Source organism: Microbacterium sp. CH1, assembly GCF_001595495.1.
Taxonomy (GTDB): Bacteria; Actinomycetota; Actinomycetes; order Actinomycetales; family Microbacteriaceae; genus Microbacterium.
In genome coordinates, this window is sequence record NZ_LOSO01000024.1 from 210,579 (window position 1) to 235,058 (window position 24,480).

Here is a 24,480-nt window from a genome sequence, read left to right on the forward strand (position 1 = left end):
CCGGGCGTCGACCGGCTATGCACCCGATGACGACGGGATCACTCGCCGCGCCGTCGCACGTACTCCGTCACCACGACGCCCGATTCATACGGGGTCGTCTCCACGGCCTCGAACCGTTCGGGACGGTAGGGGCGGTCGCCGAAGAGCGGGATGCCGGATCCGAAGAGCAGCGGCTGCCGTTTCAGGATGAGCCGGTCGATCTCGTCGGCCAGCGTCGCCGCGAGAGAGCCGCCGCCGCACAGCCAGATCGCGCCGCCTTCCTCGCGCTTGAGGCGCCGCACGACGTCCACCGGGTCCTCGGCCGTCACCTCGAGGTTCTCGGTCTCGGCGGTGCGGGTGCGGCTGAAGACGATCTGCCGCAGGTGCCGGTACGGGCTCGCGAGCCCGCCCACCTCGTAGGTGTTCCTGCCCATCAACACGGTGTCGAACACATCGTTGCGCTGCGGGATGCCGAGGGCTTCGGCGGCCACGGTCGGCAGGGTGTCGGCGAAGCGGGCATTGATGCCGTCCATGTGGTCGCCCTCGACGAGGAAGGCGTCGAACTCCCCGTCCGGACCGGCGATGAACCCGTCCAGGGTCACCGCGGCGTAGTACACGAGCTCTCGCATCGGTCTCCAATCACTACATCTGTTGCGGTTGAGAGTACAACAGTCGTAGTGATTGCGCTAGGGTGGCGGCATGGCGAGGAACGAGCCGCGACGACGGCAGATCGCGGATGCGGGGCTGGCGGTGCTCGCCCGCGAGGGATCCCGGGGGCTCACACACCGCGCGGTCGACGCCGAGGCGGAGGTCCCCGCGGGCACGACGTCGAACTACTTCCGCAGCAGGGAGGCGCTGATCGAGGGTCTCGTCGACCGCATCGGGGAACGCCTGGCTCCGACGCCCGAGGACCTGGAGCGGAGGGCCGAGATCACGCCGAGCCGGGAGCTCTTCGCCGACTACATCCGGGACATCGTGCGCCGCCTCACCGCTGATCGCGACGTGACCCTCGCCCTCTTCGAACTGCGGCTCGAGAGTGCGCGCCGTCCCGAGCTCGCCGCCGTGCTCGGCGCCTGGCAACGGGCCGGCTTCGATGCGGACGTCGCCTTCAACACCCGGGCGGGTCTCCCCGGGGGCCGACGGGAGATCGCCCTGTTCCACTACGCGATCGACGGTCTGCTGCTCGACCTGCTCACCACCCCGATCGACCCGGAGACCTCGACCGACGACGTGATCGACGATCTCGTGGCCGGGCTGCTGCCCTGACCGCCGCCCCGGCTGCTGTTCCGCCCGGTCGATCCTGCTCGTACACTGAGGGCACGCTCCCGGCTCCAGGAACGGAGAACGCGTGTCTGCGACGTGGCACGATCCGCGGGAGGCGTCGCCGACGGCGTCTCGCCTCCTCGTCGAGCGTGCGCACGAGGAGCTCATCGCCGGCAATCTCGACGATCACCGCCTCCGAGAAGTGCGTCCGCTCGTGCGCGAGTCGTGGGAGAGGTCCTGGCGTCGCCGCGTCGGGCCGGAGGGACTGCCGCCGCTCGATCTGCACGAGGACGAGCTCGACGCCTATCGCCTGGCCCATCCGCTCGCCTCGGCGATGGAGATGATCCGGGCGCTGCTGCTTCCCGGCGATTCCGAGGACTCGGGGGTCGTGATCGCCGTCGGGGACCAGGCCGGGCGCCTGCTGTGGATCGAGGGGGACGCGCAGCTGCGGTCCCTCACCGAGGGCATGGGGTTCGTCGCCGGCGCGAACTGGGCGGAGGACGTCGTCGGCACGAGCGCTCCCGGCACCGCGCTCGCCCTGGAACGATCGGTGCAGATCCGCGGGGCCGAGCACTACAACCGGCTGGTACACCCGTGGTCGTGCACCGCGGCCCCCGTACGCGACCCGGAGACGCAGCGGGTCCTGGGCGTGATCGACATCACCGGGGGGCCGGAGGTGGTGACTCCGCAGGCACGACTACTCGTCGACGCCACGGCGCGAGCGGTCGAGTCCGAGCTCCTCGTGGCCCGGCTGCAGAGACGGGCGGAGCCTCCGGCTCGACGACTGCCCGGCAGGCCGCCGCCGGAACCCCTCGCCCGCGCGCGACTGCACGTGCTCGGACGCGACCGCGCCCGGCTGGAGACCGTGTCGGCGCACGAGGAGGCGGTCACCGAGCTCAGCGCCCGGCACGCGGCCATCCTCCTGATGCTGGCCGTGCACCGTCAGGGGCTCTCCGCCGACCGGCTCGCCGAGCTCGTCTACGGCCCCGGCGTCTCGCCGGACACCCTGCGGCCGGAGATGGTGCGTCTGCGGAAGGTCCTGGAGCGGGCGGCTCCCGACCTCGTGCCGGAGTCCCGCCCGTATCGTCTTCCGGTGCCGCTGGAGACCGACGCCCACGACGTGCTCTCCCTCCTGGATCGCGGGGCGCACCGGGTCGCTCTGACGGCGTATCGGGGGCCGGTGCTGCCGGAGTCGGCCTCGCCCGGCGTGGAGGAGTTCCGTGACTCGGTCCGGGCGGCGCTGCGGGAGGTGATGCTGTCGGGGGCGAGTCTGGACGTGCTGCTCGCCTACGCGGACACCCCCGAGGGGAGCGAGGACGCGGAGGTGCTGCGGCTCGCCTTGGAGATGCTTCCGGCGCGCTCGCCGCGTCGTGCCGGCCTCGTGACCCGGATCGAGCGCCTCACCTGATTCGAATCGCCCGATTGGCTCCATTTCGGCCGCGGATGCAGCACAGTGCGCGATTCGAACGGGTGCAACCGGCTGCAACGTTGCGCACCGGGAGTGCAACGGGGAGCGGCCTAGCGTCGAGGGAACACCGCGGCATCGACGCCGCGGCGCCCCCGTCGAAGGAGACCCCCATGACCATCGTCGAAGAAGACGTGTCCCTCGCCTACGCGGCCCCCGGGCAGCCCGGAGCGGTCGCGAACTATCGGCCCCGCTACGGCCACTACATCGGCGGCGAGTTCGTCGAACCCGCGAAGGGCCAGTACTTCGAGAACATCAGTCCCGTCAACGGCAAGCCCTTCACCGAGGTCGGCCGCGGCACCGTGGAGGACATCGACCGCGCCGTCGACGTCGCCTGGAAGGCCTTCACCGCCTGGGGCAAGACCAGCCCCGCGGAGCGCTCCGTGATCCTGAACCGCATCGCCGACCGGATGGAGCAGCACCTGGAGGAGATCGCGGTCGCCGAGACCTGGGAGAACGGCAAGCCCGTGCGGGAGACCCTCGCCGCCGACATCCCGCTCGCGATCGACCACTTCCGCTACTTCGCCGGGGTGCTCCGCGCGCAGGAGGGCGGCATCAGCCAGCTCGACGAGAACACCGTCGCGTACCACTTCCACGAACCGCTCGGCGTCGTCGGCCAGATCATCCCCTGGAACTTCCCGATCCTCATGGCCGTGTGGAAGCTGGCGCCGGCGCTCGCCGCGGGCAACTGCATCGTCATCAAGCCCGCGGAGCAGACGCCCGCATCGATCCTGTTCCTGTTCGACATCATCGGCGACCTGCTGCCGGCCGGAGTCGTCAACATCGTGAACGGTTTCGGCATCGAGGCCGGCGCCCCGCTCGCCCAGCACAAGCGCATCCGCAAGGTCGCCTTCACCGGGGAGACCACGACCGGGCGCCTCATCATGCAGTACGCCTCGCAGAATCTGATCCCCGTCACCCTGGAACTCGGCGGCAAGAGCCCGAACGTGTTCTTCGAGGACGTGGCCCGCTCCACGAACGACCCGTTCTACGACAAGGCGCTCGAGGGCTTCACGATGTTCGCGCTCAACCAGGGCGAGGTCTGCACCTGCCCGTCACGCGCCCTCATCCAGCGCTCGATCTACGACGGGTTCCTCGCCGACGGCCTGGAGCGCGTGAAGAAGGTCGTGCAGGGCAATCCGCTCGACCCCGCGACCATGATCGGCGCGCAGGCCTCGAACGATCAGCTGGAGAAGATCCTCAGCTACATCGACATCGGGAAGCAGGGCGGGGCCCGATTGCTCACGGGAGGCGAGCGCGCCGACCTCGGCGGCGACCTCAGCGAGGGCTTCTACGTGCAGCCGACCGTGTTCGAGGGGACGAACGACATGCGGATCTTCCAGGAGGAGATCTTCGGTCCGGTGCTCTCGGTCACGAGCTTCGACGACTTCGACGACGCGATCTCGATCGCGAACGACACCCTGTACGGCCTGGGCGCCGGGGTGTGGAGTCGCAGCGGCGACACCGCGTACCGCGCGGGCAGGGCGATCGAGGCGGGTCGCGTGTGGACGAACACCTACCACCAGTACCCGGCGCATGCCGCGTTCGGCGGGTACAAGCAGTCGGGCGTCGGCCGCGAGAACCACAAGATGATGCTCGACCACTACCAGCAGACGAAGAACCTCCTCGTCTCGTACGCGGAAGGCCCGATGGGCTTCTTCTGATCCGCCCCCGCCCGGGTGTCGGACGGCGCTCGCCGCCCCGTCCGGCACCCGGCATCCCGAAAGGAGTCCCCCATGGCCGACGCCGCCCCGCCCGCGCGCGTCGCGGTGACCGCCCCCGCCGCCGCGCTCGTCCGCGAGCTCACCGCGCAGCACGGGCCGCTCATGTTCCACCAGTCCGGCGGCTGCTGCGACGGCTCCGCGCCCATGTGCTACCCGGTGGGGATGTTCCTCACCGGCCCCGGCGACGTGCTCCTCGGCGCCCTCGACGTCGGGCTCGACGATCCGGTCGAGGTCTTCATGTCGGCCTCGCAGTTCGAGTACTGGAAGTTCACGCACCTGACGATCGATGTCGTGCCTGGTCGCGGCGCCGGGTTCAGCGTCGAAGGTCCGACGGGGATGCGCTTCCTCATCCGGTCGCGGATGCTCGACCCCGCGGAGCTGGCGGGCCTCGGCCTGGCCTGAGGGCCTTCGAATCGCCTGATTGGTCCCATTTCGGCCGGATATGCAGCCAATCAAGCGATCCCGCGGAGCTGGCGGGCCTCAGCCTGGCCTGAGACGCCTCGCCCGCGCGTTCGCCGGGGAGCGATGGGTGCGGTGTTGATCGTCGCCGATGCCCTTCCGTAGGCTCGGGGAGCCTTGCCGCGGAAGGCCGACCACGACGCCGAGTCCGATCCGAGGTGCACATGAGCCCGTCCCGATCTCGGAAGAGACGTCTGCCGATCGTCCTGGCCCCTGCCGTGGTTCTGGCTCTGGCGTTGGGCGGTTGCATGCCTGCCGCCCCGCCGTCTCCGACGCCCGCGCCGACCGATGTCGAGCTCTTCTCGGCAGAGGACGGCGTGCGATCCTCCGTCGATTTCGTCTTCGCGCTCCTCGCCGCCGGGGACGAGGACGGCGCAGCCGAGAACCTCTACCCGGCGGTGGCTTTTGAGCAGCCGCTCGCTCTGCTGCTCACTAGGAGCGGCGTCTACACGCAGGTCGACGACCGGCCGAAGATCCTCTCCGTCGATGACGTGACGGCGTCGGAGGACGGGAAGAGCGGCACTGCGACCGTCACCTACGAGATGGCGGGCGCCGAGCACACCGACACGGTCGAGCTCCGACGGACCAGCGCGAACGAACGGGGTGCGGACGACTACGCCATCGTGACCTCCGAGGACGACTTCGGGCTGGACGCGAGCGGCGTCGAGCTCCTCCCGGCCGACACGGTGTATCGCATCCACGGCGTGGACGTCAGCGCCGCGTTCCTCGCGGCCCGGTCTCTCGCGGATGGCGATGAGGTGCTGCGGATCCCCGCGTTCGGCGGTACGTATCCGCTGGAGATCACCGTGCCCGGCCCCGACGGATTCGCGGAGACGGTGACGCTGCAGACCTCGACCTTCCTCGGCGGCGACGGCACGGACGGCGTCCTGCGGTCATTCGCCGTCGAGCACGGGTACTGAGTTTCGAATCGCCCGACTGGTCCCGTTTCGGCCCGAGGTGCAGACAATTGCGCGATTCGAAGGCGGTCAGCGCGACCGCAAGGCGTCGGCGGCGGCGCCCAGGGCCTCGCCGTTCAGCGAGAAGTAGGCCCATCGGCCCCGCTGCTCGCGAATGACCAGCCCCGCATCGGCGAGCACCTTCATGTGGTGGGAGACAGTGCCCTGGGACAGGCCGACGGGTTCGGTGAGATCGCAGATGCAGGCTTCTCCGCCGTCGCTGCCGGAGATGAGAGACAGCAGCATCACGCGGGTGGGGTCGCCCAGGGCTTTGAAGACGCGAGCGAGGCTCTCGGCGTCTTCTGGGGCCAGCGTCGTGGTGACGCGAGGCGTGCAGCAGACGCTCTGATCGATGGTCGCGGGAAGGGTCACCCTCCCAGTGTGGCACGTATTGACAATCATCGATAGGTGCGCCATGCTCGTCGTATTGATACACATCGATATGAGGAGAGCTTGTGACCGGCCTACCCGTGGTCATCATCGGCGCCGGCCCGCAGGGTCTGGCTGCTGCGGCACACCTGACGGAACGCGGTCTCGATGCGCTCGTGCTGGAACAAGGCGAGCATGCCGGAACCGCTGTCCACGAGTGGGGCCACGTGCGGATGTTCTCCTCCTGGCCGGAGCTCACCGATGCCGCCGCACGCCGCCTTCTCGAACCGACCGGATGGACCGCACCGACCAGCGGCTATCCCCGCGCGGAGGAGTGGCTGCGGGAGTACCTCCTGCCCCTCGCGGATGCCCTGGGGAACAAGGTCCGTGCGGGGATGACGGTGACCGGAGTGTCCCGGCGGGGGCGTGACAAGGTCGTGGACGCCGGGCGGCGGGACCAGCCGTTCGTCGTGCATACGCGCGACAGCGCCGGTGCCGAGGGCATGGTGCTGGCGCGGGCGGTCATCGATGCGAGCGGCACCTGGAGCCTCCCGAACCCCGCGGGGGCCGATGGCTTCCCGGCGCTCGGCGAGACCGCCGCACGCGACCTCATCACGTATCGGATCCCGGATGACGTCTCCGCCTTCGCCGGCACGCACGTGGTGGTCGTCGGTGCCGGACACTCGGCGACGCACGCCGTGCTCCGCCTCAGCGAACGGGCGCGTCGTGAACCCGGAACCCGCGTGACGTGGCTGCTGCGGCGAGGGAGTGCGGCCAACGTGTTCGGCGGCGGGGCAGCGGACGAACTGCCGGAGCGCGCGGCTCTCGGCACCCGTGCGCGCGCGGTCGTCGACTCGGGGGTCGTCGAGGTGGTCACCGGCTTCCGCGTCGCTGAACTCCGTTCCGACTCGGGCACCCTGTCCGTGATCGCGGAGGATGGCCGGGAGGTGTCCGGCGTCGGCCATGTCTTCGCGCTCACCGGCTTCCGTCCGGACACGAGCATCCTGCGCGAGGTCCGGGTCGACCTCGACCCCTCGTTGGACGCCGTGACGGGCATCGCCTCCGAGATCGACCCGAACATCCACTCGTGCGGTTCGGTGGCGGCGACGGGCGCCCGGCAGCTCGCGCATCCGGAGCCGGGGCTTTTCATCGTCGGCGCGAAGTCCTACGGACGCGCCCCGACGTTCCTGGCCCTGACCGGGTTCGAGCAGGTGCGCAGCGTCGCGGCCCACCTCGCGGGCGATCACGAGGCGGCGGCGCGCAACGAACTCGTGTTGCCGGACACGGGTGTCTGCGGGGGAGCCGGGAGTTTCGATGGCGGAGGCGGCTGTTGTGCGGCGCCCACTACGCTGCAGATCGGGCCCCCGCCCGTCCCCGTCGGCTGAGCATCCTGGAGAGACCATGAACGCACCGCACCGCCCCTCCGTCCTCTTCGTCTGCGTCCACAACGCGGGGCGCTCGCAGATGGCCGCCGGCTTCCTCCGGCACCTCGCCGGCGACCGCATCGAGGTGCGCTCCGCCGGGTCGATGCCTGCTGCCGAGATCAACCCCGTCGCGGTGGCGGCGATGGGGGAGCTCGGCATCGACATCACGGCCGAGGCGCCGAAGGTGCTCACGACCGAGGCCGTGCAGGCGTCCGACGTCGTGATCACGATGGGCTGCGGTGACGCGTGCCCGTTCTTCCCTGGCAAGCGCTACGAGGATTGGGTGCTCGACGACCCCGCCGGTCAGGGGATCGACGCCGTCCGGCCGATCCGCGACGACATCCGCCACCGCATCGAAACCCTCGTGTCCGAGCTGCTCTGACCGGCGCTCAGCCGGCCCCGTCGAGCATCGCCTTCGCGGCACGCGTGCGGGCACGCAGGGCCTCGGCGAGCGCCGCGACCGCGGGGAGCCGCAGCGACTCGGGCCGCGCGACCATGTAGTACGGGAGCTTCTCGGCGAAGACCTCGGGCAGCAGGCGCACAAGATCCGGGTGCCGGTCGGCCGCGAAGCAGGGGAGCAGGCCGATCCCGGCTCCCGCGCGGGTGGCCTCGACGTGCACGAAGACGTTGGTCGAGGTGAGGCCGTCCTGCATGCCGGGAACGAGCCGGCGCGGAAGGTCGAGCGCATCCACCTGAAGCATCGAGTCGACGAAGTACACGAGTCGGTGCTGCTCCACCTCGGCGCGCGATGCCGGGGTGCCGGTCCGGTCGAGGTAGTCCCGCGAGGCGTACATGCCGAGGGTGTACGTGCCGAGCTTCACGGCCTGCGCGCGGCGGGTCTGGGGCGCGCCCACGACCACCTCCAGGTCGAGCCCGGCGCGGTGCTCGGCGGCCCTCCGCGTGGCCGCGACGATCTCGACCGTCAGCCGTGGGTGCGCTCGGCGCAGCTCTGCGATCGCGGGGGCGGCGATGTAGGCGCTGAAACCGTCGGTGGCGGACATGCGCACGACGCCGGCGATCGGGTCAGGAGTCTCGCCGGGGGCGGAGTCGAGCTGGGACAGCGCGGCCTCGATGCGTCCACCGGTCTCGGCGGCGGTGCGCCCCAGATCGGTAAGTTCCCACCCGGACGCGGATTGCGCGACGACCCGTCCGCCGAGCGCGTCCTCGAGGGCAGCGATGCGGCGCGCCACCGTCGTGTGGTCAAGACCGAGGTGGGCGGCCGCGCTCGTGTACCGGCCGGTGCGGGCGACCGCGAGCAGCACGAGCAGATCGTCGGCACGAGGCCTCTTCGCCGCATCCATGCTGCAATTATGCACAGCCGCTGCGCGCCACTGGGCATTGCTGCAAGTCCGGCCCGTGCCGACACTGGAACGGATGTGTCACCGTCGACACCGAAGGAGAGAAATGACCGCCCCCACCCGCGCCTCCGGTCACCGCGCCGCCGCCCCGTCCTCCTCGAAGCTCACGCGCGTCGTCGCCGCCTCCATGGCCGGCACCGTCGTCGAGTGGTACGAGTTCTTCCTCTATGCGACCGCCGCCAGCCTCGTTTTCGGAACCTACTTCTTCCCGGCCACCGGATCGCCGCTCGACGGCATCATCGCCGCTTTCGTGACGTATGCGGTCGGCTTCATCGCGCGGCCGCTCGGCGGCATCGTGTTCGGTCAGATCGGCGACCGTTTCGGCCGCAAGCCCACGCTGCAGGCCACGATCATCATCGTCGGCGCCGCGACCTTCCTCATGGGGTGCCTCCCCGGCTTCCAGAGCATCGGCTACTGGGCGCCCGCGATGCTCGTCGCGCTGCGCTTCATCCAGGGCTTCGCTGTCGGCGGCGAGTGGGGCGGGGCCGTCCTCCTGGTCGCGGAGCAGAGCCCCGACCGGTCGCGCGCGTTCTGGTCGAGCTGGCCGCAGGCCGCGGTTCCCGTCGGCAACCTGCTCGCCACGCTCGTGCTCCTCGTGAGCTCGTGGGCGATGAGCTCGGCGGCGTTCCTCGAGTGGGGCTGGCGCATCGCCTTCTGGCTCTCCGCGGTGATCGTGCTCGTCGGCTACTACATCCGCCGCAACGTCGAGGAGGCTCCGATCTTCCTGGAGGCGAAGGCGCAGGTCGAGGCGGAGAAGGCCACCTCCTACGGCGTCGTCGAGGTGCTGCGCCGGTATCCGATCGGGATCGTGCAGGCGATGGGCCTCCGTTTCGCCGAGAACATCGTCTACTACATCGTCGTCAGCTTCACGATCGTCTACCTGAAGACCGTCCACGAGTACGACACCAGTCAGCTGCTGCTCGCTCTGCTCATCGCGCACGTCGTGCACTTCGCGATCATCCCGCAGGCGGGGCGGCTCGCCGACCGCTGGGGCCGCAAGCCCGTGTACCTGACCGGCGCGATCCTCAGCGCGACCTGGGCCTTCTTCGCCTTCCCGATGTTCGACACCCTGAACCCCGTGCTCATCGTGCTCGCGGTCACCATCGGTCTCTGCTTCCACGCGTTCATGTACGCGCCGCAGCCGGCGGTCATGGCCGAACTGTTCCCGACGCGGATGCGGTACTCCGGCGTCTCGCTGGGGTCGCAGGTCACGGCGATCCTCGCCGGGTCGCTGGCGCCGATCCTCGCGATCCAGTGGCTCCGGGACTTCGGCTCCTGGCTCCCGATCGCGCTCTACATCGTGTTCGCCTGCATCGTCACGGCGATCGCGGTGCTCTCGCTGCGGGAGACGAAGGGCGTGTCCCTGCAGGCCATCGACGACGCGGATGCCGCCCGCACGAACGCCCGCACCGCGGCTGCGAGTGCCGCATGACGGATCTGCACGGACGTCGTGCTCTCGTCACCGGGGGAGCGAGCGGGATCGGTGCCGCCTGCGCGAGAGCCTTCGCGCAGGCGGGCGCCCGCGTGACGATCGCCGACATCGACGGTGACGCGGCCGAAGCCCTCGCCGACGAGATCGGCGGGCAGGCGTGGCAGGTGGACCTCACCGACCGCGATGCACTGGCCGCACTCCGCCTCGACACCGACATCCTCGTCAACAACGCGGGCGTGCAGCACGTCAGCCCGATCGAGGACTTCGACCCGGCCCGCTTCTCGCTCCTGCTGCAGCTGATGCTGGAGGCGCCGTTCCTGCTGACCCGCGCCGTGCTGCCGGGGATGTACGAGCGGGGCTTCGGGCGGATCATCAACATGTCGAGCGTCCACGGTCTCCGCGCCTCGCCGTTCAAGGCGGCCTATGTGGCGGCCAAGCACGGCCTCGAGGGCCTGTCGAAGGTGACGGCGCTGGAGGGTGCCGCGCACGGCGTCACGAGCAACTGCATCAATCCGGGCTACGTGCGGACGCCGCTGGTGGAGCGCCAGATCGCCGACCAAGCGCGGGTGCACGGCATCCCGGAGAACGAGGTCCTGGAGAAGGTGCTCCTCACCGAAGCCGCGATCAAACGCCTCGTGGAGCCGGAGGAGGTCGCCGGCCTTGCCGTCTGGCTCGCCGCCGACGCCGCCGGGATGGTGACCGGCGCGAGCTACACGATGGACGGCGGCTGGTCCGCGCGGTGAGCCGTCATACCGACGGAGAGGCCGCGGCGAGCACAGCGCTCCGCAGCCAGGAGCGATAACGCTCGGGCGACCAGCCGGACTGCACGACGAGCTGCTGGTGGCTCTCCGGCGAGAGCAGGAACGACAGCACGTCGGCGAGGGCATCGCCGTCGCGGCCCGAGTCGACGATGCCCCGGCGCTGAAGTTCCGCCGCGAACCCCCGGTAGTCTGCCGCCCGGTTCGCGAGGATGCGCTGGAGGGCGGCGTCGACGACCGGGTCGGAGAGCGCCGCGCCCAGGAGGACCGTCCAGAGCGCATGCCCCCGCTCGTTCGCGGCGGCGATCTGCGTGATGACCGCGTCGAGGAAGACGTCGTCGGGAAGGGTCGTCAGCCCGGAGCCGGCCTCGGTGTCGGCGAGGGTCTCGGCGGCCTCCGAGCCGGAGAAGGTGACCTCGAAGGCGGCGATGAGCAACTCCGCCTTCGCCGCCGTGGTCTTCACCGTCTCCGCGGAGACGCCGGCTTCCCTGGCGATCGCGGAGATCGTCGTCGCCTGGTATCCCTGTGCGGCGAAGAGGCGGGCTGCCGCTGTGACGATGCGCGCGCGGGTCTCTTCTGCTTGGCGTGTCCGCAGGGCGGAGCGGTAGGGGCGTGCGGATGAACTCATTGACTTTCCTCAGAGGGTGATGAATACTTCAGCAGTACGACCAACCCTATCGAGAGAGCCGCCATGTCCCGTTACCTCCTCACCTGCACCCCGGCCCACGGGCACGTGCTCCCGCTCCTGCAGGTCGCCAGGCACCTGGTCGCGGGCGGGCACGAGGTGCTCTTCCTCACCAGTGCCCGCTACGCGGAGCAGGTGGCGGCCGCGGGCGCGCGGTTCCGTCCGCTGCCGGCCGGGGCCGACGTCGACCTCGACGACGCGAACGGCGCGTTCCCCGAGCGCGAAGGTCTCACAGGGGCGGCCGCGCTCCGGTTCGACATGAGCACGCTCTTCATCCGGCCCGGGCGGGCGCAGCTCGAGGCCGTGCGTGTCGAGCTGGCGCAGAACCACATCGACGCCGTGCTCACCGAGCCGCTGTTCGTCGGTGCCGCGCTGCTGCAGCGGCTGCCGACGACCGAGCGGCCGCCCGTCGTGGTCCTCGGCATCTTCCCGCTCGGTGCGCGCAGTGTCGACACGGCTCCGTTCGGGCTCGGAGTCACGCCGATGGGTGGCCCCCTCGGCCGGATGCGCAATGCGTTCCTTCGTGTGGTCGCGGAGCGGGCGATCTTCGGCGGCGTGCAGAAGGAGGCCGATGCGATGGCCCGCGAGGCGGTCGGCCGCGATCTCGGCGGGTTCGTGCTCGACTGGGCCGGTCGTGCCGATGCGTACGTGCAGTTCTCGGTGTCCGCCTTCGAGTACCCGCGCTCCGACCTTCCGGCGTCCGTGCATTTCGCCGGTCCTCTCCCGACGGCGCCCTCGGCCGTGCCGCTGCCGGATTGGTGGTCCGACCTGGACGGGCGGCGTCGCGTGGTCCACGTGAGCCAGGGCACCATCGCCAACACGGACTTCGGTCAGCTCGTGCTGCCGACCGTCGCCGGGCTCGCCCGGGCGGACGTGCTCGTCGTGGTCTCTACGGGCGGCCGTCCTGTCGACGCGCTCCCGGCGGAGCTGCCGGGCAACGTCCGCGTCGCCGAGTATCTGCCCTACGACCGGCTGCTGCCGCAGGTGGACGTGTTCGTCACCAACGGCGGATTCGGTGGGGTGCAGCAGGCGCTCGCCCACGACGTCCCTCTCGTCGTCGCGGGGCAGACGGAGGACAAGGTCGAGGTCTCCGCCCGGGTCGGGTGGACCGGCGTCGGCGTCAACCTGCGGACGAATGCGCCGAAGCCGCGGCAGGTCGCCGAGGCGGTCCACCGCGTGTTGTCCGAGCCGATGTTCCGCGACCGCGCCCGGCAGGTCGGAGAGGCGATGCGCGCTGCGGACGCCTGGCAGACGCTCGACGCGGTCCTGGCCGCGGAGACCGCGAGCGGGGCCGCAGCCGACAGCTCGATGCACCGCTGAGCGTCGCGCGGGAAGTGCATTCCCGCGCATGGACGCAACCGGGTGCAACGTCCGCTGGTATACCATCCGGGTACCGCCGCGCAGCGTCAGTCCCCAGCTGACCACGGGCGGGACGGCAGAGCCGTCACTGCGGAGGGAACGTCGAATTCCTTTCGATCCCGAGGGGGGATGGGGTGGGCGTCGGTTCCCCAGAACGACACCCACCCCCACATCGGTCTCGCCGTCAGTTCCAGCGGCTGAGCATCCAGACCACCGCGACGCCGATCATCACCAGGATCGGCACCCAGGTGCCGGTGCGCTTGAGGCGTCGCCCCTGCGGAGCGACGCCCGGCGGGGGCGTGAGCATTCCGGCCGGCGGGGCGAACGGGAGGGCATGTCCGCCCGCCGGCGCCGCGATCCCGGGGTGCGCGGCGGCGAGGCGGTCGTCGCGCCATCGCGCCCACTGGTCGAGCTTCGTCAGCAGCGCTCCGACGGCTCCGAACAGCCAGGCCCAGGTCGCGGGGTCGAGCGTGGAGGCGCGGCGGGGCGTGTAGAGGAACAGCCAGTCGTCGACGATCTCGACGTCGAGCTGCGCGGCGTTGTCGATGAAGCGCGCCATGATGTCGGGCGTGAAGAGGTAGAGCGCGTCCTGCTCGTAGCCCTCAGGGCAGTACAGGGTGAAGAGCTGGTCGAAGTCGCCCTCGAGCGACAGGCGCTGCGCCCGCTGGAACGAGGCCGGCAGGTTGGAGCCGAAGCCGTTGTTGCCCTTCGCGTCGAGCACGATGTTCGGCAGCGGCACATCCAGCTTCACGGCCACATAGCCCCAGCGATACGTCGTCGAGTTCTTCCCGGACTGCACCGTGTACTGGTAGTTGCCGAACTCCACGAAACGGGGAGTGGTCCCTCGCACGAGATCGGTGGCCAGGCGGGAACGGCCGAGATGGAAGATCATGCCGGGGAGGGGCGGATCGTCGATCCGTGGTTCGTAGGTCATGCCGTTCGCCTCGGCGAATCGGTGCAGGCGATACCGCCGGATGCGTCCGTTGCGGACGCCCATCCAGATGAGGGCCCCGACCCCGGCCGCCACGAGCACGAGCAGCGCGAGGGGGATCGCCGCGGCGGTGGGGGAGCCACTGGTCGCGGCGAGCGCGAACACCGCCGAGACGAGGATCGGGAGCAACACGATCCCGGCGAGTGCGATGGCCACGATCGCGATGATCGTCGACGCGGTCGGGCCGCTCGTCCGACGGGAGCGCAGGGCGCTCGTGAAGGCACGGACCGCGGCCGGGTCGACGGGGTCGGTGAGCGGGCGGGCGTCGAACGAGGCCGATGCCTGCGGCGACGTCATCGGTTGACCTCGTCGGCGTCCCAGGTGAGATCGGCGCCCTCGCGCAGAGCCTTCGCCTCCAGCCGTTCATCCGTGCAGATCGCACGGATGAGGTCCGGGGTGCCCGCCACGATCGTGGAGTCGTAGTCGATCTCCGACACCATCGCCCAGGCGCGGTCCTGCGGCCAGAGAAGGTTGGGGCTCTGCGCGGCGGGCGGGAAGCCGTGCTCCTCGCCGACCCGGTCGCGCCACGGCACGCCGAGCACCCAATCCGGGTCCGCGAAGACTCTGGCGCCCCCGGAGAACAGCACGTAGTCGCGCCCGGGGAGTTGCAGCCGGGGCCCTTCGGAGATCTCGCGCGAGAGGATGCCGTCCTGCCAGGTGGGCTTCCGGAAGACGTTGTTGAAGGGGTCGTGCGTGCTGCGGTCGAGCATCGCCTGATGGTGCGGGTCTGCGCTGAACGTGAGGAAGACGCGGGACGGCCCGTCTCCGAAGAAGCCGACCAGGCCGCCGAACCCCTCCCAGAGCGCGACCACCCCGTCGTCCGGTGTCGCGGTGTGGGCGGCGAGGTGCTCGGCCAGGACCGTCACGAGGTCGCTGTCGAGCGCGCCCTCCATCGGCGCCGTGAACTCGCGGCCGTCCGGAGCGATGCGGGTCCGCCAGTCGGCGTCGACGGGAGTGCGCACGATCCGGTGCCACTGCGCCTCTGCGTGCATCGTCGTGCCGAAGGCGGCGGCGGTGTCCGCCCAGCTGACGCGCACGTCGGAATCCGCCGCCGTGGGACTCACCCGCACCGTGGCGGGATGGAAGATCCGGGCGTACGCGGGGAAGCCGCGGGGGACGACCGCGTGCATGCTGCCCAGGCCGTCGTCGAGGGTCTCCCGCAGCCACGCGCCGACGCCGGGGTCTGCGATCCACTCCATGCGACCACGGTACCGGCCGCGTCCGACGACGCGAGCCGCGGCCGTCGATCCCCCATAATCGAGAGGTGACTGCCACCGCCACCCTCCCCTCCCTCGACGGCCGACGCTTCCGTATGGTCTCGTCCACGACCTCCGCCGTCGACCCCGACGCCCCCAGCGTCTTCGAGTACTTCGAACGCGACGGCGCGATCTGGGGCGGCTACGAGGGCGACACGGTCACCTTCGGGAAGTTCGTCGGCACCCGCACCGGCGACACGATCTGGGTCTCGTTCGTCCATGTGCTCAAGGCCGACGGCACCGTGGTCACCGGCGATGGCGAGAGCGAGCTGGAGCTCACCGACGACGGCCGCATCCGCCTGGTGGAGCACTACGAGATGCACGGCCTCCCGCAGCTCAGTGTCGTCGAGGAGATCCCGGCCGCCTGACTCAGCGCGGCGGGAGCGCATCCCGCCCCGGCGAGGCGGGCGTCCATCGCGTCATCCCGAGCGGAACCTCCGTCTGCCGCTCGGGCAGGTCTCCGGGCAGCAGGTAGGGCCGCCGGATAACCTCGTCGAGCACGACGACGCTGACCACCGTCCGCACCTCGGGGAGCTGCGCGATGACTCCCGTCGAGAACTCGTGCACACCGCTCACGTCGACCGCGCGGATGAGCAGCATCGCGTCGTGCTCGCCGGTCGTGATCGCGCACCACTCGACGTCCGGCATCTCGATGATCCGCTCCCGGAACGAGGCCCAGGCCTGCGGCATCACGGTCACGAAGACGAGGGCTCCGATCGACAGCCCGGCCTTCGCCTGATCCACGCGGGCGCTGAATCCGGTGATGACGCCGTCGTGCACGAGCGACTCGACCCGCGTGTACGCGCTGGCCCGCGAGATGCCCACCTTCTCGGCCAGCGCGGCGATCGAGACGCGACCGTTATCGCGCAGCACATCGAGGATTCTGTACGCCGTCTCATCCAAAGGGGCGGCACTTCGTCCAGATTGCTTCGACGGATCCGCGTCCTTGCTGGACATATTGCTCCTCACATCCGAGGTTCTCGACAATGCGTGCCTGTGTGACGCGCACTTGCTGGACACATCGTCGCATATGATGCGAATCTGATCCCCGGTCGTCCACATCGGTGGCGACCGGACCCGAATGTACTCCTCGCCCTTGGAGGCCCTGATGTCGTCACGCCGTATCACGCCGGTCATCGCGCTCGGAGCCGTCGCGCTCCTGGCGCTCGCAGGTTGCTCGGGAGGGAACTCGGCGAACACCTCCGAGTCGTCCCAGGGCTCCGACTCCCTCGTCATCGACACCGCGTTCTCGATCGAGACGGCTGACCCGGGTCACACGTACGACCCGACCGGCAACATGATCGCGAAGGCGCTGTACGAGACCCTCGTCGACTTCGAAGGCTCCGACGTCTCCACTCCGGTCCCGGGCCTCGCGTCGTGGGAGCAGAACGACGAGGCGACCGAGTTCACGTTCACGCTCGAGGGCGACCGCGTGTTCTCCGACGGCTCGCCCATCGAGGCGAAGGACGTCGTGTTCTCGCTGCAGCGCATCCAGGGCATGGAAGACGCCAAGCCCAACTTCCTGCTCGGCGGCCTCACGATCGAGGAGGTCGACGACAAGACCATCCGGTTCACCTCGGAGACCCCGCTGCTGCAGCTCCCCGCGATCCTCGCGAACCCGGCGCTCGGCATCGTCAACGCCGACGTCGTCATGGAGAACGGCGGAAGCACCGACGGCTCCGACAGCGCCCAGGGCTTCCTCGACGGCGAGTCCGCCGGATCCGGCCCGTTCGTGCTGGACACGCTCGACCTCAGCTCGCAGGTCGTCCTCACGCGCAACGACGAGTACAACGGCGACGAGGAGTCGGCCTACAGCCGCGTCGTCGTGCGCAACGTCTCGGAGAGCGCGACCCAGCTCGCCAACCTCAAGGGCGGCGACTCGATGGTCGCGATGGACCTCAACGGCGACCAGGTCGCCGGTCTCGGCGATGACATCAGCGTCGACTCGGTCCCGTCCGGCCAGACCATCTTCCTGCTGCTCAACCAGGGCGAGGCGGGCGGTGACCTCGCGAACGTGAAGATCGCGGAGGCCATCCGCTACGCGCTCGACTACGACGCGCTGCTCGAGCTCGCCGGTGCCGGTGCGGTCCAGGCGACCGGCGTCATCCCGCCCGGGTTCGAGGGTGCCCTCGACAGCGGCGTGAAGCAGGACCTCGACAAGGCGAAGGCCGCGCTGGAGGAGGCCGGGTACACCGGTCAGACCCTCACGCTCCAGTTCCCGAACGACTACCCGGTCGGCGGCGTGGAGTTCACCCCGCTCGCGGAGCGCATCCAGGCGCAGCTCGAGGACGCCGGCATCGCCGTCGACCTGGCTCCGGCGCCGTTCGCGACCGAGCTCGACGCGTACGTCAACGGCACCGAGGGCTTCGGCCTGTGGTTCTGGGGTCCGGACTACGCCGACTCGGCGAACTTCCTCCCCTTCGCCCCGGGTCTGAAGGTCGGTCTCCGCGCCGGCTGGGCGGCCGAGGCCAACCCGGAGATCGCGGGCATCGCCGCCGGTGCGGCCGCCGCGACCGACGCCGAGCAGCGCACCGAGGCCTTCACCGAGTTCGCCGAGGCAATGCAGGCCGAGGGCCCGTTCGTGCCTCTGATCGTCCCCGGTCGCAACATCTCCTCCGCCTCCAGCGTGTCCGGCGCCGTGTACAACTCCGTGTGGGAGATGGACATCGCCGAGATCCAGCCGGCCGGCTGAGCGGATCGCCATGACGACAGTGGCCGTGCAGAGGCAGGCGCAGCGGCGCCGCTCGCCTCTCGTCGGATACCTGCTGCGGCGGGCCGGGACCTCTCTGCTCCTGTTGGTGGGCGTGACGATCGTCACGTTCGCGCTCACCAACCTGGTGCCGGGAGACCCGGTCTCGGCCGCGCTCGGTGAGGGCGCGTCGCAGAACCCCGCGACGCGCGAGGCGTTCATCAAGGCGAACGGACTCGACCAGCCACTGTTCGTGCAGTACTTCATCTATATGGGGAACCTGCTGCGCGGGGACCTCGGCACGTCGCTGGTGACCGGACGCCCGGTCACCAGCGACCTCGCCACCGCCGTGCCCGCGACGATCGAGATCGCGATCGGCGCGATCATCGTCAGCCTCGCGGTCAGCATCGTGCTGGGCACCCTGGCCGCCTACCGCCGCGGCCTCGTCACCGACCAGGTGATCCGCGTCGTCACGCTCGTCGGGCTCAGCGTCCCGACCTTCTGGCTCGCTCTGGTCAGCTTCTACGTGTTCTTCCTGGAGCTGCGGATCGCCCCGGGTTCCGGACGCATCTCGCCGTCGATCACCCCGCCGCCGCGCGTGACCGGGCTCTACACGGTCGACTACCTGCTCAACGGCGACGCGGTCGGCTTCTTCGACGCCCTCGCGCACCTCGCACTGCCGGTCATGGTGCTCTCGCTCGTGACCATCGGACTGCTCACCCGCTTCATCCGCACATCGGTGCTCGAGGTCCTCGGCAGCGACTACGTGCGCGCGGCCCGTGCCAAGGGCCTGCCGGCGATGCGCGTCATCCTCGACTACGTGCTCCGTGGCGCCTCGCTGCCGATCCTCACCGTGGTGGGTGTCGCGTTCGGGGCCCTGCTCTCCGGAACGGTGCTCGTCGAGTCGGTGTTCGCCTGGCCGGGGCTGGGCACGTACGCCTACAACTCCGCCGCGAACCTCGACCTTCCCGGCATCATGGGCGTCGGTCTCGTGGTCGGCGTCATCTACCTCCTGATCAACTTCATCGTGGACCTGCTCTACGGCGTGCTCGACCCGAGAGTGAGGATCGCATGAGCCGCATCGCCGCAGCGACCCCCGCCGGACGCTCCCGCTTCCGCTGGCCGCGTGCCTGGCGCACCCCGCTCGGCATCATCGGCACCGTCATCGCCGGTGCCTGGATCATCGTCGCCTTCACCGCGCAGTGGTGGGTGCCCTACCCGCCGAACGCGCAGGTGCTGCCGCGCCTGCAGCCGCCGGGCATCGACACGATCCTCGGTACCGACGGCAACGGCCGCGACATCTTCTCCCGGTTGATGACCGGCGCGACGGTGAGTCTGCCGCTCGCGCTCATGCTCGTGATCGCCGCCCTCATCATCGGCACCCTCGTCGGCGCGGTCGCCGGGTACTTCGGGCGCGCCGTCGACGAGACGCTCATGCGCGTCACCGACCTGTTCATGGCGTTCCCGACCGTGATCCTCGCCATGGTGGTCGCGGCCTCGCTCGGCCCCTCGCTGTTCAACGCCGTCATCGCCGCGATCGTGGTCTCGTGGCCGCAGTACGCCCGTGTCACCCGCAGCATCGTGCTCGGTCTCCGCGGGCAGAACTATGTGATCGCGGGCCGCCTGCTCGGCCACTCGCCGCTGCGCACGCTCTTCGTCGACATCCTGCCGAACATCGCCGGCCCGGTCCTCGTGCTCGCGACACTCGACATCGGCGCGGCGATCCTGCTCCTCTCGGGACTCTCCTTCCTCGGTCTCGGTGCGCAGCCGCCGACGGCGGAGTGGGGGTCGATGATCTCGGGTGCGATGCAGAACTTCGACGCCTGGTGGCTCGGAGTCTTCCCGGGACTCGCGATCCTCACCGTGGTGCTCGCGTTCAACTTCCTCGGCGACGCGATGCGCGACGTGCTCGACCCGACCGCCGAGATCACACACGAGAAGCAGGCGGAGCACACCGCCTCCGCGACGGGGGTGCCCGCATGACCGCGCAGAGCACGGCGACGCTGAGCATCCGCGACCTCACGATCGACATCGGCCGTCCGCTGGTGAAGGGCGTGTCCCTGGAGCTCGAACCCGGGCGCATCCACGGCCTCGCGGGGGAGTCGGGCTCCGGCAAGACGCTCACCTCCCTGGCGGTACTCGGCCTCCTGCCGCGACAGGCGAAGACCGGCGGCTCGATCCTGCTCGCGGGGGAGGAGCTCGTCGGTCGCAACCGCCGGGGGCTCAACCGCGTCCGCGGGAAGCGCATCGCGATGGTCTTCCAGGACCCGTCAGCCTCGCTGCACCCGCAGCTGCCGGTCGGCCGTCAGCTCACCGACCACATGCGCGTGCACCTCGGACTCAAGGGCGCCGCTGCGCGCGAGCGGGCGGTGGAGCTGCTCCAGACCGTGCAGGTGCCGAACCCGGCCGAGGCCCTGAAGCGGTATCCCCATCAGTTCTCCGGCGGACAGCGGCAGCGCATCGCGATCGCGTGCGCCCTCGCGTGCGACCCGGAGGTGCTGCTCGCGGACGAGCCGACGACCGCCCTCGACGTGACGGTGCAGGCCGGCATCCTGAAGCTCCTGCGCGACCTCGCGACCGAGCGGAACCTCGCCGTGCTGCTCGTGACCCACGACCTGGGCGTGATGAGTGCGATCGCCGACACGGTCGCCGTCATGAAGGACGGTCGCATCGTCGAGCTCGCCGATCGGGAGACGCTGTTCCGCGCCCCGCAGCACGAGTACACCCGCATGCTGCTCGCGGCCCTGCCGGGGTCGCGCATCGACGAGAGCCCCGAGGAGGCTGCGGATGAGTGAGGTCAGCGTCCTCGACGCCCGCGACGTGGTGGTGCGGTACCCGGGCACCCCGCCCGTGATCGCGGTCAACGGCGTCTCGCTGAGTGTCGCGGCGGGGGAGACGGTCGCCCTCGTGGGCGAGTCCGGCAGCGGCAAGTCGAGCCTGGCCCGCGCCGTCGTCGGCATCGAGAAGACCGCCGCCGGGACCGTGTCGTTCCGCGGCGCCCCCGTCGCGCCGCTGGGGATCCGTCGTCGTGAGACGGCGCTCACCGGCATCCAGATGGTCTTCCAGGACCCGGCGACCTCGCTGAACCCGCGCCGGCGGATCGGCGACCAGATCTCCGACGGCATCGCGACCGCCCGTGCGCGCGGTGCCGCCGGTTCCACCGTGGAGGAGTGGCTGGAGCGGGTGGGACTGCCCGCCCAGGTGCGCACCCGCTTCCCGCATCAGTTCTCCGGCGGACAGAAGCAGCGCATCGCGATCGCCCGAGCGCTCGCCGCGCGGCCCTCGCTGCTCGTGGCCGACGAACCCATCTCCGCCCTCGACGCGTCCACCCAGACGAGTGTCGCGGGACTCATGCGCGATCTCGTGGCCGAGTCCGGCGCGGGGATGCTCTTCATCTCCCACGACCTCGCCGTCGTGCGCCGCATCGCCGACCGCACGTTCGTGATGTTCGGCGGGAGGGTGCTCGAATCCGGGCCGACCGATGAGCTCTGGGCGGCGCCGCGGCACCCCTACACGCAGGCGCTGCTCGCCGCGATCCCGGAGCCCGACGGGATGGGCCGCATCCCCGATGCGCCCTCCGCCGACGACCGCGCGGTCTGGGCCGAGGTTCCTCCCGTCGCCTACTGACCCCGGATACGGCGAAGGGCCGGAGCGTGCGCTCCGGCCCTTCCGTGTGTCTCGTCCGATCAGAGCGGCGCGACGATGTCCTGCTTCACGTCCCACTCCGTGATCTCGAGCGCGACGTCGACCGACTGGCCCTCGATGGTCGCCGAGCTGGTGGAGGCGAGGTTGACGTAGTCCTCGGTGACCTCGAACACGACCTCGACCGGCGTGCCCGCCTGCTCGACGGTGCCGCTCAGGAGGTAGACCTTCTGGCCGAGGCGCTCGCCGGTGCCGGTCACGGTGAACTCGCCCGTGATGGTCTTCGCCGTCGCGGCCGGGTCCATCGCGGTGACGTCCTTCGCGGTTGCGCTGAGCCCCGCGATGATCGGGTCGCTCGACGACGGGTCGGCGGCCTGCCAGTCGCTCGACGGCGACTTCACCCAGACGTCGTCGCCGATCGCGACGACCGAGCCCATCGGCGAGAACGACTCCAGTGCCTTCTCGGACGGGTTGAAGCGCGTGGTGGACTCCATGCCCATCACGACGGTCTTGGCGGCATAGCCGGCGGTGTCGGTCATGGCCTCGGCGATGCAGGCGCCGAGGGCGGAGCCGTCGACGGTGGCGCCGTCGGCGAGTTCGGGGCAGTCGCTGGACGGCGCTTGGGCCTCCTGCGATGCGGCAGCGCTCGGCTTCGGCTCTGCCGGCTTGTCCGACGCTCCCGCCGAGCATCCGGTGAGCATGACGGCGGCGGCGAGCACGACGCCGACCCCCCACTTGTTGACGCGCATGGCGCCCCCCTCCAGGTCCGTGCCGATGACCGTCACCAGGCACGCCCTCCAGCATGCCAAGGACCGGGCGGATCCGCGGGAGGCAGCTCCGAGGAAACTCCGCTAGACTGTCGAGGTTGTCTGCCTTCCGGCGTCCACTCGGTCGCTTGAGGTGGGCACGTGCACACACCCTCCTGCTCTCGGGAAAGTCCCGAGAGCCGTTCTAGTCCGAAGGAGGTGGGTAAGTGACGCACCAGTACGAACTCATGGTCATTCTGACCCCCGAGATCGACGAGCGCCAGGTCGCCCCGACGCTCGACAAGTTCCTGAAGGTCATCACCAACGATGGTGGCTCTATCGAGAACGTCGACATCTGGGGCAAGCGCCGTCTCGCCTACGAGATCCAGAAGAAGACCGAGGGCATCTACGCCGTCGTCAACTTCACCGCGACCAGCGCCGCCACGCAGGAGCTCGACCGTCAGCTCAAGCTGAACGAGCAGATCATGCGCACCAAGGTGCTCCGCGCCGAAGAGGCTCAGGCGATGATCGCTTCCGAGGCCAAGCGCTCCGAAGAGAAGGCTGCCCGCAAGGCCGCCAAGGCTGCGAAGGCCTAAGTCTCATGGCCGGCGAAACCGTCATCACCGTGGTGGGCAACCTCACCGCCGACCCCGAGCTGCGCTACACGCAGAACGGGCTGCCGGTGGCGAACTTCACCATCGCATCGACGCCTCGCAACTTCGACCGTGCCGCGAACGAGTGGAAGGACGGCGAAGCGCTGTTCCTCCGCGCCTCGGTGTGGCGTGAGTTCGCCGAGCACGTGGCGGGCTCGCTCACCAAGGGCATGCGCGTGATCGCGCAGGGTCGTCTGCGCCAGCGTTCCTACCAGGACCGCGAGGGCAACCAGCGCACCGCGATCGAGCTGGAGGTCGACGAGATCGGCCCCTCGCTCCGGTACGCGACCGCGCAGGTCACCCGTGCGGCCTCGGGCGGTGGCGGCGGAGGACAGTCCCGTCCCGCGCAGCAGCAGGTGTCGGAGGAGCCGTGGTCCACGCCCGGCTCGTCGACCAGCGCCGACGCTTGGAGCACTCCGGGCAGCTTCGGCGACGACACCCCCTTCTGAAAACACTTCTTCACGGGTGGGTCCCTGAGCTTGTCGAAGGGCCGCACCCCGCTCATCACTAAGGAAAAGCAATGGCTGGAAAGTCGAGCGGCGACCGCCGCAAGCCGCGGAAGGGCGCGAAGAACGCCGCCCCCGCGAAGTCCATCCGGGTCGGCGTCATCGATTACAAGGATGTCGCCACCCTCCGCAAGTTCGTCTCGGAGCGCGGCAAGATCCGCGCCCGTCGCATCACCGGTGTGTCGGTGCAGGAGCAGCGTCTGATCGCCACCGCGATCAAGAACGCGCGCGAGATGGCGCTCCTGCCCTACGCTGGCGCCGGCCGGTAAGGGGTACTGAGATGGCAAAGCTGATTCTCACGAACGAGGTCGCCGGGCTGGGTAGCGCCGGTGACGTGGTCGAGGTCAAGAACGGGTACGCCCGCAACTACCTCATCCCCCAGGGCTTCGCTACGGCGTGGACCCGTGGTGGCGAAAAGCAGGTCGCGTCGATCCAGGCCGCGCGTCAGGCACGCGCGATCCACGACCGCGACGAGGCTGTGGCCCTGAAGAACACCCTCGAGGGCACCAAGGTGCGTCTCGCGGTGAAGGCCGGCAAGGAAGGCCGTCTGTTCGGCTCGGTGAAGACCGCCGACGTCGCAGAGGCCGTCACGGCTGCGGGCCTCGGCTCGATCGACAAGCGCAAGGTGCACATCCCCTCGCCCATCAAGGCGACCGGTGAGCACGAGGCGACCGTGCGTCTGCACGAGGACGTCACTGCCGTCATCACGCTGCAGGTCGTCGCCGCCAAGTAAAGGCACCCGACGGGCGCACGCCTGTCGAACAGA

At 70.1% G+C, this 24,480-nt stretch carries 28 protein-coding genes; 20 read left to right on the forward strand and 8 right to left on the reverse strand.

The genetic code is table 11. The features are described from left to right. Nucleotides 1-38: 38 nt before the first annotated feature. Nucleotides 39-608: a dihydrofolate reductase family protein gene (locus AUV07_RS16335; protein WP_062637757.1), complete on the reverse strand. Its 570-nt coding sequence runs from the start codon at nt 606-608 to the stop codon at nt 39-41. A 70-nt stretch (nt 609-678) separates the two neighbouring features. Between AUV07_RS16335 and AUV07_RS16340 the strand changes: the two genes are divergently transcribed. From AUV07_RS16340 to AUV07_RS16360, 5 genes are all read left to right on the forward strand, one after another. After that, nucleotides 679-1,245, forward strand: a complete 567-nt coding sequence (locus AUV07_RS16340) for a TetR/AcrR family transcriptional regulator (RefSeq protein WP_062637758.1) — start codon at nt 679-681, stop codon at nt 1,243-1,245. Between the two features lie 82 nt (nt 1,246-1,327). Continuing rightward, a complete protein-coding gene (locus AUV07_RS16345; protein WP_062637759.1) occupies nt 1,328-2,650 on the forward strand; it encodes a GAF domain-containing protein in 1,323 nt (440 codons plus the stop codon). 170 nt (nt 2,651-2,820) lie between these two features. After that, nucleotides 2,821-4,371 carry an acetaldehyde dehydrogenase ExaC gene (gene exaC, locus AUV07_RS16350; RefSeq protein ID WP_062637761.1) on the forward strand — a complete coding sequence of 517 codons (1,551 nt, stop codon included), beginning with the start codon at nt 2,821-2,823 and terminating at the stop codon, nt 4,369-4,371. A gap of 72 nt (nt 4,372-4,443) precedes the next feature. Then, nucleotides 4,444-4,833 carry a DUF779 domain-containing protein gene (locus AUV07_RS16355; protein ID WP_062637763.1) on the forward strand — a complete coding sequence of 130 codons (390 nt, stop codon included), beginning with the start codon at nt 4,444-4,446 and terminating at the stop codon, nt 4,831-4,833. 305 nt (nt 4,834-5,138) lie between these two features. Beyond that, on the forward strand, nt 5,139-5,810 hold the full coding sequence (locus tag AUV07_RS16360; RefSeq protein ID WP_062637765.1) for a hypothetical protein: 672 nt from the start codon (nt 5,139-5,141) through the stop codon (nt 5,808-5,810). Between the two features lie 66 nt (nt 5,811-5,876). Here the strand turns inward: AUV07_RS16360 and AUV07_RS16365 are convergent, their stop codons facing one another. Then, complete coding sequence (locus AUV07_RS16365) at nt 5,877-6,218, reverse strand: ArsR/SmtB family transcription factor (protein WP_231868297.1); 342 nt, start codon at nt 6,216-6,218, stop codon at nt 5,877-5,879. 83 nt (nt 6,219-6,301) lie between these two features. On the opposite strand from AUV07_RS16365, the gene AUV07_RS16370 reads away from it, so the two are divergent. Together AUV07_RS16370 and AUV07_RS16375 are read left to right on the forward strand one after the other, a co-directional pair. After that, entirely contained in the window at nt 6,302-7,600 is a 1,299-nt protein-coding gene (locus tag AUV07_RS16370; RefSeq protein ID WP_062637767.1) for an FAD-dependent oxidoreductase, read from the forward strand. A 16-nt stretch (nt 7,601-7,616) separates the two neighbouring features. Further along, the gene (locus tag AUV07_RS16375) at nt 7,617-8,021 is read left to right on the forward strand and encodes an arsenate reductase ArsC (RefSeq protein WP_062637770.1); all 405 of its coding nucleotides are present in this window, start codon (nt 7,617-7,619) and stop codon (nt 8,019-8,021) included. Between the two features lie 7 nt (nt 8,022-8,028). On the opposite strand, the gene AUV07_RS16380 is transcribed toward AUV07_RS16375, so the two are convergent. Next, on the reverse strand, nt 8,029-8,940 hold the full coding sequence (locus AUV07_RS16380; protein WP_060922063.1) for a LysR family transcriptional regulator: 912 nt from the start codon (nt 8,938-8,940) through the stop codon (nt 8,029-8,031). A gap of 103 nt (nt 8,941-9,043) precedes the next feature. On the opposite strand from AUV07_RS16380, the gene AUV07_RS16385 reads away from it, so the two are divergent. Together AUV07_RS16385 and AUV07_RS16390 are read left to right on the forward strand one after the other, a co-directional pair. Beyond that, nucleotides 9,044-10,429, forward strand: coding sequence for an MFS transporter (locus AUV07_RS16385; protein ID WP_062637772.1), 1,386 nt, complete (start codon nt 9,044-9,046; stop codon nt 10,427-10,429). Continuing rightward, nucleotides 10,426-11,172, forward strand: coding sequence for a 3-hydroxybutyrate dehydrogenase (locus AUV07_RS16390; RefSeq protein WP_062637774.1), 747 nt, complete (start codon nt 10,426-10,428; stop codon nt 11,170-11,172). The genes AUV07_RS16385 and AUV07_RS16390 overlap by 4 nt, the downstream gene beginning before the upstream one ends. Before the next feature lie 4 nt (nt 11,173-11,176). Here AUV07_RS16390 and AUV07_RS16395 read toward each other — a convergent pair whose 3' ends face one another. Continuing rightward, nucleotides 11,177-11,815 (reverse strand): TetR/AcrR family transcriptional regulator, encoded by a 639-nt coding sequence (locus AUV07_RS16395; protein WP_062637775.1) that lies wholly within the window; start codon nt 11,813-11,815, stop codon nt 11,177-11,179. 63 nt (nt 11,816-11,878) lie between these two features. Between AUV07_RS16395 and AUV07_RS16400 the strand changes: the two genes are divergently transcribed. Continuing rightward, nucleotides 11,879-13,192: a glycosyltransferase gene (locus AUV07_RS16400; RefSeq protein WP_062637777.1), complete on the forward strand. Its 1,314-nt coding sequence runs from the start codon at nt 11,879-11,881 to the stop codon at nt 13,190-13,192. Nucleotides 13,193-13,415: 223 nt separating this feature from the next. Here AUV07_RS16400 and AUV07_RS16405 read toward each other — a convergent pair whose 3' ends face one another. Together AUV07_RS16405 and AUV07_RS16410 are read right to left on the reverse strand one after the other, a co-directional pair. Then, nucleotides 13,416-14,519 carry a hypothetical protein gene (locus tag AUV07_RS16405; protein ID WP_062637779.1) on the reverse strand — a complete coding sequence of 368 codons (1,104 nt, stop codon included), beginning with the start codon at nt 14,517-14,519 and terminating at the stop codon, nt 13,416-13,418. Beyond that, entirely contained in the window at nt 14,516-15,421 is a 906-nt protein-coding gene (locus AUV07_RS16410; RefSeq protein WP_062637781.1) for a hypothetical protein, read from the reverse strand. The genes AUV07_RS16405 and AUV07_RS16410 overlap by 4 nt, the downstream gene beginning before the upstream one ends. A 65-nt stretch (nt 15,422-15,486) precedes the next feature. Here AUV07_RS16410 and AUV07_RS16415 point away from each other — a divergent pair, with 65 nt between their 5' ends. Continuing rightward, on the forward strand, nt 15,487-15,846 hold the full coding sequence (locus AUV07_RS16415; RefSeq protein ID WP_231729533.1) for a hypothetical protein: 360 nt from the start codon (nt 15,487-15,489) through the stop codon (nt 15,844-15,846). 1 nt (nt 15,847) lies between these two features. Here the strand turns inward: AUV07_RS16415 and AUV07_RS16420 are convergent, their stop codons facing one another. After that, nucleotides 15,848-16,435, reverse strand: coding sequence for an Lrp/AsnC family transcriptional regulator (locus AUV07_RS16420; protein WP_234024180.1), 588 nt, complete (start codon nt 16,433-16,435; stop codon nt 15,848-15,850). A gap of 151 nt (nt 16,436-16,586) precedes the next feature. Between AUV07_RS16420 and AUV07_RS16425 the strand changes: the two genes are divergently transcribed. Genes AUV07_RS16425 through AUV07_RS16445 form a run of 5 tightly spaced genes read left to right on the forward strand, consistent with a single transcriptional unit; the run spans nt 16,587 to nt 21,794 of the window. Then, nucleotides 16,587-18,170, forward strand: coding sequence for an ABC transporter substrate-binding protein (locus tag AUV07_RS16425; RefSeq protein WP_062637783.1), 1,584 nt, complete (start codon nt 16,587-16,589; stop codon nt 18,168-18,170). A gap of 10 nt (nt 18,171-18,180) precedes the next feature. Continuing rightward, on the forward strand, nt 18,181-19,242 hold the full coding sequence (locus tag AUV07_RS16430) for an ABC transporter permease (RefSeq protein WP_058631931.1): 1,062 nt from the start codon (nt 18,181-18,183) through the stop codon (nt 19,240-19,242). Then, nucleotides 19,239-20,150 carry an ABC transporter permease gene (locus tag AUV07_RS16435; RefSeq protein WP_062637785.1) on the forward strand — a complete coding sequence of 304 codons (912 nt, stop codon included), beginning with the start codon at nt 19,239-19,241 and terminating at the stop codon, nt 20,148-20,150. Before AUV07_RS16430 ends, AUV07_RS16435 begins: the two co-directional genes overlap by 4 nt. Beyond that, nucleotides 20,147-20,962 (forward strand): ABC transporter ATP-binding protein, encoded by an 816-nt coding sequence (locus AUV07_RS16440; RefSeq protein WP_062637787.1) that lies wholly within the window; start codon nt 20,147-20,149, stop codon nt 20,960-20,962. Before AUV07_RS16435 ends, AUV07_RS16440 begins: the two co-directional genes overlap by 4 nt. Next, on the forward strand, nt 20,955-21,794 hold the full coding sequence (locus tag AUV07_RS16445) for an ABC transporter ATP-binding protein (protein ID WP_062637788.1): 840 nt from the start codon (nt 20,955-20,957) through the stop codon (nt 21,792-21,794). Before AUV07_RS16440 ends, AUV07_RS16445 begins: the two co-directional genes overlap by 8 nt. A 59-nt stretch (nt 21,795-21,853) precedes the next feature. Here AUV07_RS16445 and AUV07_RS16450 read toward each other — a convergent pair whose 3' ends face one another. After that, complete coding sequence (locus tag AUV07_RS16450; protein WP_062638028.1) at nt 21,854-22,558, reverse strand: hypothetical protein; 705 nt, start codon at nt 22,556-22,558, stop codon at nt 21,854-21,856. A 224-nt stretch (nt 22,559-22,782) separates the two neighbouring features. Here AUV07_RS16450 and rpsF point away from each other — a divergent pair, with 224 nt between their 5' ends. From rpsF to rplI, 4 genes are all read left to right on the forward strand, one after another. Then, nucleotides 22,783-23,151, forward strand: coding sequence for a 30S ribosomal protein S6 (rpsF, locus tag AUV07_RS16455; protein WP_021201450.1), 369 nt, complete (start codon nt 22,783-22,785; stop codon nt 23,149-23,151). 5 nt (nt 23,152-23,156) lie between these two features. Next, a complete protein-coding gene (locus tag AUV07_RS16460) occupies nt 23,157-23,657 on the forward strand; it encodes a single-stranded DNA-binding protein (RefSeq protein ID WP_062637790.1) in 501 nt (166 codons plus the stop codon). 71 nt (nt 23,658-23,728) lie between these two features. Beyond that, nucleotides 23,729-23,983: a 30S ribosomal protein S18 gene (rpsR, locus tag AUV07_RS16465; RefSeq protein WP_017203799.1), complete on the forward strand. Its 255-nt coding sequence runs from the start codon at nt 23,729-23,731 to the stop codon at nt 23,981-23,983. An 11-nt stretch (nt 23,984-23,994) separates the two neighbouring features. After that, nucleotides 23,995-24,447 (forward strand): 50S ribosomal protein L9, encoded by a 453-nt coding sequence (gene rplI / locus AUV07_RS16470; RefSeq protein ID WP_025102814.1) that lies wholly within the window; start codon nt 23,995-23,997, stop codon nt 24,445-24,447. The last annotated feature ends 33 nt before the right edge of the window (nt 24,448-24,480 follow it).

Coding starts and splice junctions, on each gene's coding strand:
- AUV07_RS16420 (WP_234024180.1), bottom strand. CDS start 16,435: ATGTCCAGCAAGGACGCGGATCCGTCGAAGCAATCTGGACGAAGTGCC.
- AUV07_RS16460 (WP_062637790.1), top strand. CDS start 23,157: ATGGCCGGCGAAACCGTCATCACCGTGGTGGGCAACCTCACCGCCGAC.
- AUV07_RS16410 (WP_062637781.1), bottom strand. CDS start 15,421: ATGGAGTGGATCGCAGACCCCGGCGTCGGCGCGTGGCTGCGGGAGACC.
- AUV07_RS16440 (WP_062637787.1), top strand. CDS start 20,147: ATGACCGCGCAGAGCACGGCGACGCTGAGCATCCGCGACCTCACGATC.
- AUV07_RS16375 (WP_062637770.1), top strand. CDS start 7,617: ATGAACGCACCGCACCGCCCCTCCGTCCTCTTCGTCTGCGTCCACAAC.
- AUV07_RS16380 (WP_060922063.1), bottom strand. CDS start 8,940: ATGGATGCGGCGAAGAGGCCTCGTGCCGACGATCTGCTCGTGCTGCTC.
- AUV07_RS16360 (WP_062637765.1), top strand. CDS start 5,139: ATGCCTGCCGCCCCGCCGTCTCCGACGCCCGCGCCGACCGATGTCGAG.
- AUV07_RS16385 (WP_062637772.1), top strand. CDS start 9,044: ATGACCGCCCCCACCCGCGCCTCCGGTCACCGCGCCGCCGCCCCGTCC.
- rpsR (WP_017203799.1), top strand. CDS start 23,729: ATGGCTGGAAAGTCGAGCGGCGACCGCCGCAAGCCGCGGAAGGGCGCG.
- AUV07_RS16430 (WP_058631931.1), top strand. CDS start 18,181: ATGACGACAGTGGCCGTGCAGAGGCAGGCGCAGCGGCGCCGCTCGCCT.
- AUV07_RS16425 (WP_062637783.1), top strand. CDS start 16,587: ATGTCGTCACGCCGTATCACGCCGGTCATCGCGCTCGGAGCCGTCGCG.
- AUV07_RS16340 (WP_062637758.1), top strand. CDS start 679: ATGGCGAGGAACGAGCCGCGACGACGGCAGATCGCGGATGCGGGGCTG.
- AUV07_RS16435 (WP_062637785.1), top strand. CDS start 19,239: ATGAGCCGCATCGCCGCAGCGACCCCCGCCGGACGCTCCCGCTTCCGC.
- AUV07_RS16335 (WP_062637757.1), bottom strand. CDS start 608: ATGCGAGAGCTCGTGTACTACGCCGCGGTGACCCTGGACGGGTTCATC.
- exaC (WP_062637761.1), top strand. CDS start 2,821: ATGACCATCGTCGAAGAAGACGTGTCCCTCGCCTACGCGGCCCCCGGG.
- AUV07_RS16445 (WP_062637788.1), top strand. CDS start 20,955: ATGAGTGAGGTCAGCGTCCTCGACGCCCGCGACGTGGTGGTGCGGTAC.
- AUV07_RS16390 (WP_062637774.1), top strand. CDS start 10,426: ATGACGGATCTGCACGGACGTCGTGCTCTCGTCACCGGGGGAGCGAGC.
- AUV07_RS16355 (WP_062637763.1), top strand. CDS start 4,444: ATGGCCGACGCCGCCCCGCCCGCGCGCGTCGCGGTGACCGCCCCCGCC.
- AUV07_RS16395 (WP_062637775.1), bottom strand. CDS start 11,815: ATGAGTTCATCCGCACGCCCCTACCGCTCCGCCCTGCGGACACGCCAA.
- AUV07_RS16400 (WP_062637777.1), top strand. CDS start 11,879: ATGTCCCGTTACCTCCTCACCTGCACCCCGGCCCACGGGCACGTGCTC.
- rplI (WP_025102814.1), top strand. CDS start 23,995: ATGGCAAAGCTGATTCTCACGAACGAGGTCGCCGGGCTGGGTAGCGCC.
- AUV07_RS16450 (WP_062638028.1), bottom strand. CDS start 22,558: ATGCGCGTCAACAAGTGGGGGGTCGGCGTCGTGCTCGCCGCCGCCGTC.
- AUV07_RS16405 (WP_062637779.1), bottom strand. CDS start 14,519: ATGACGTCGCCGCAGGCATCGGCCTCGTTCGACGCCCGCCCGCTCACC.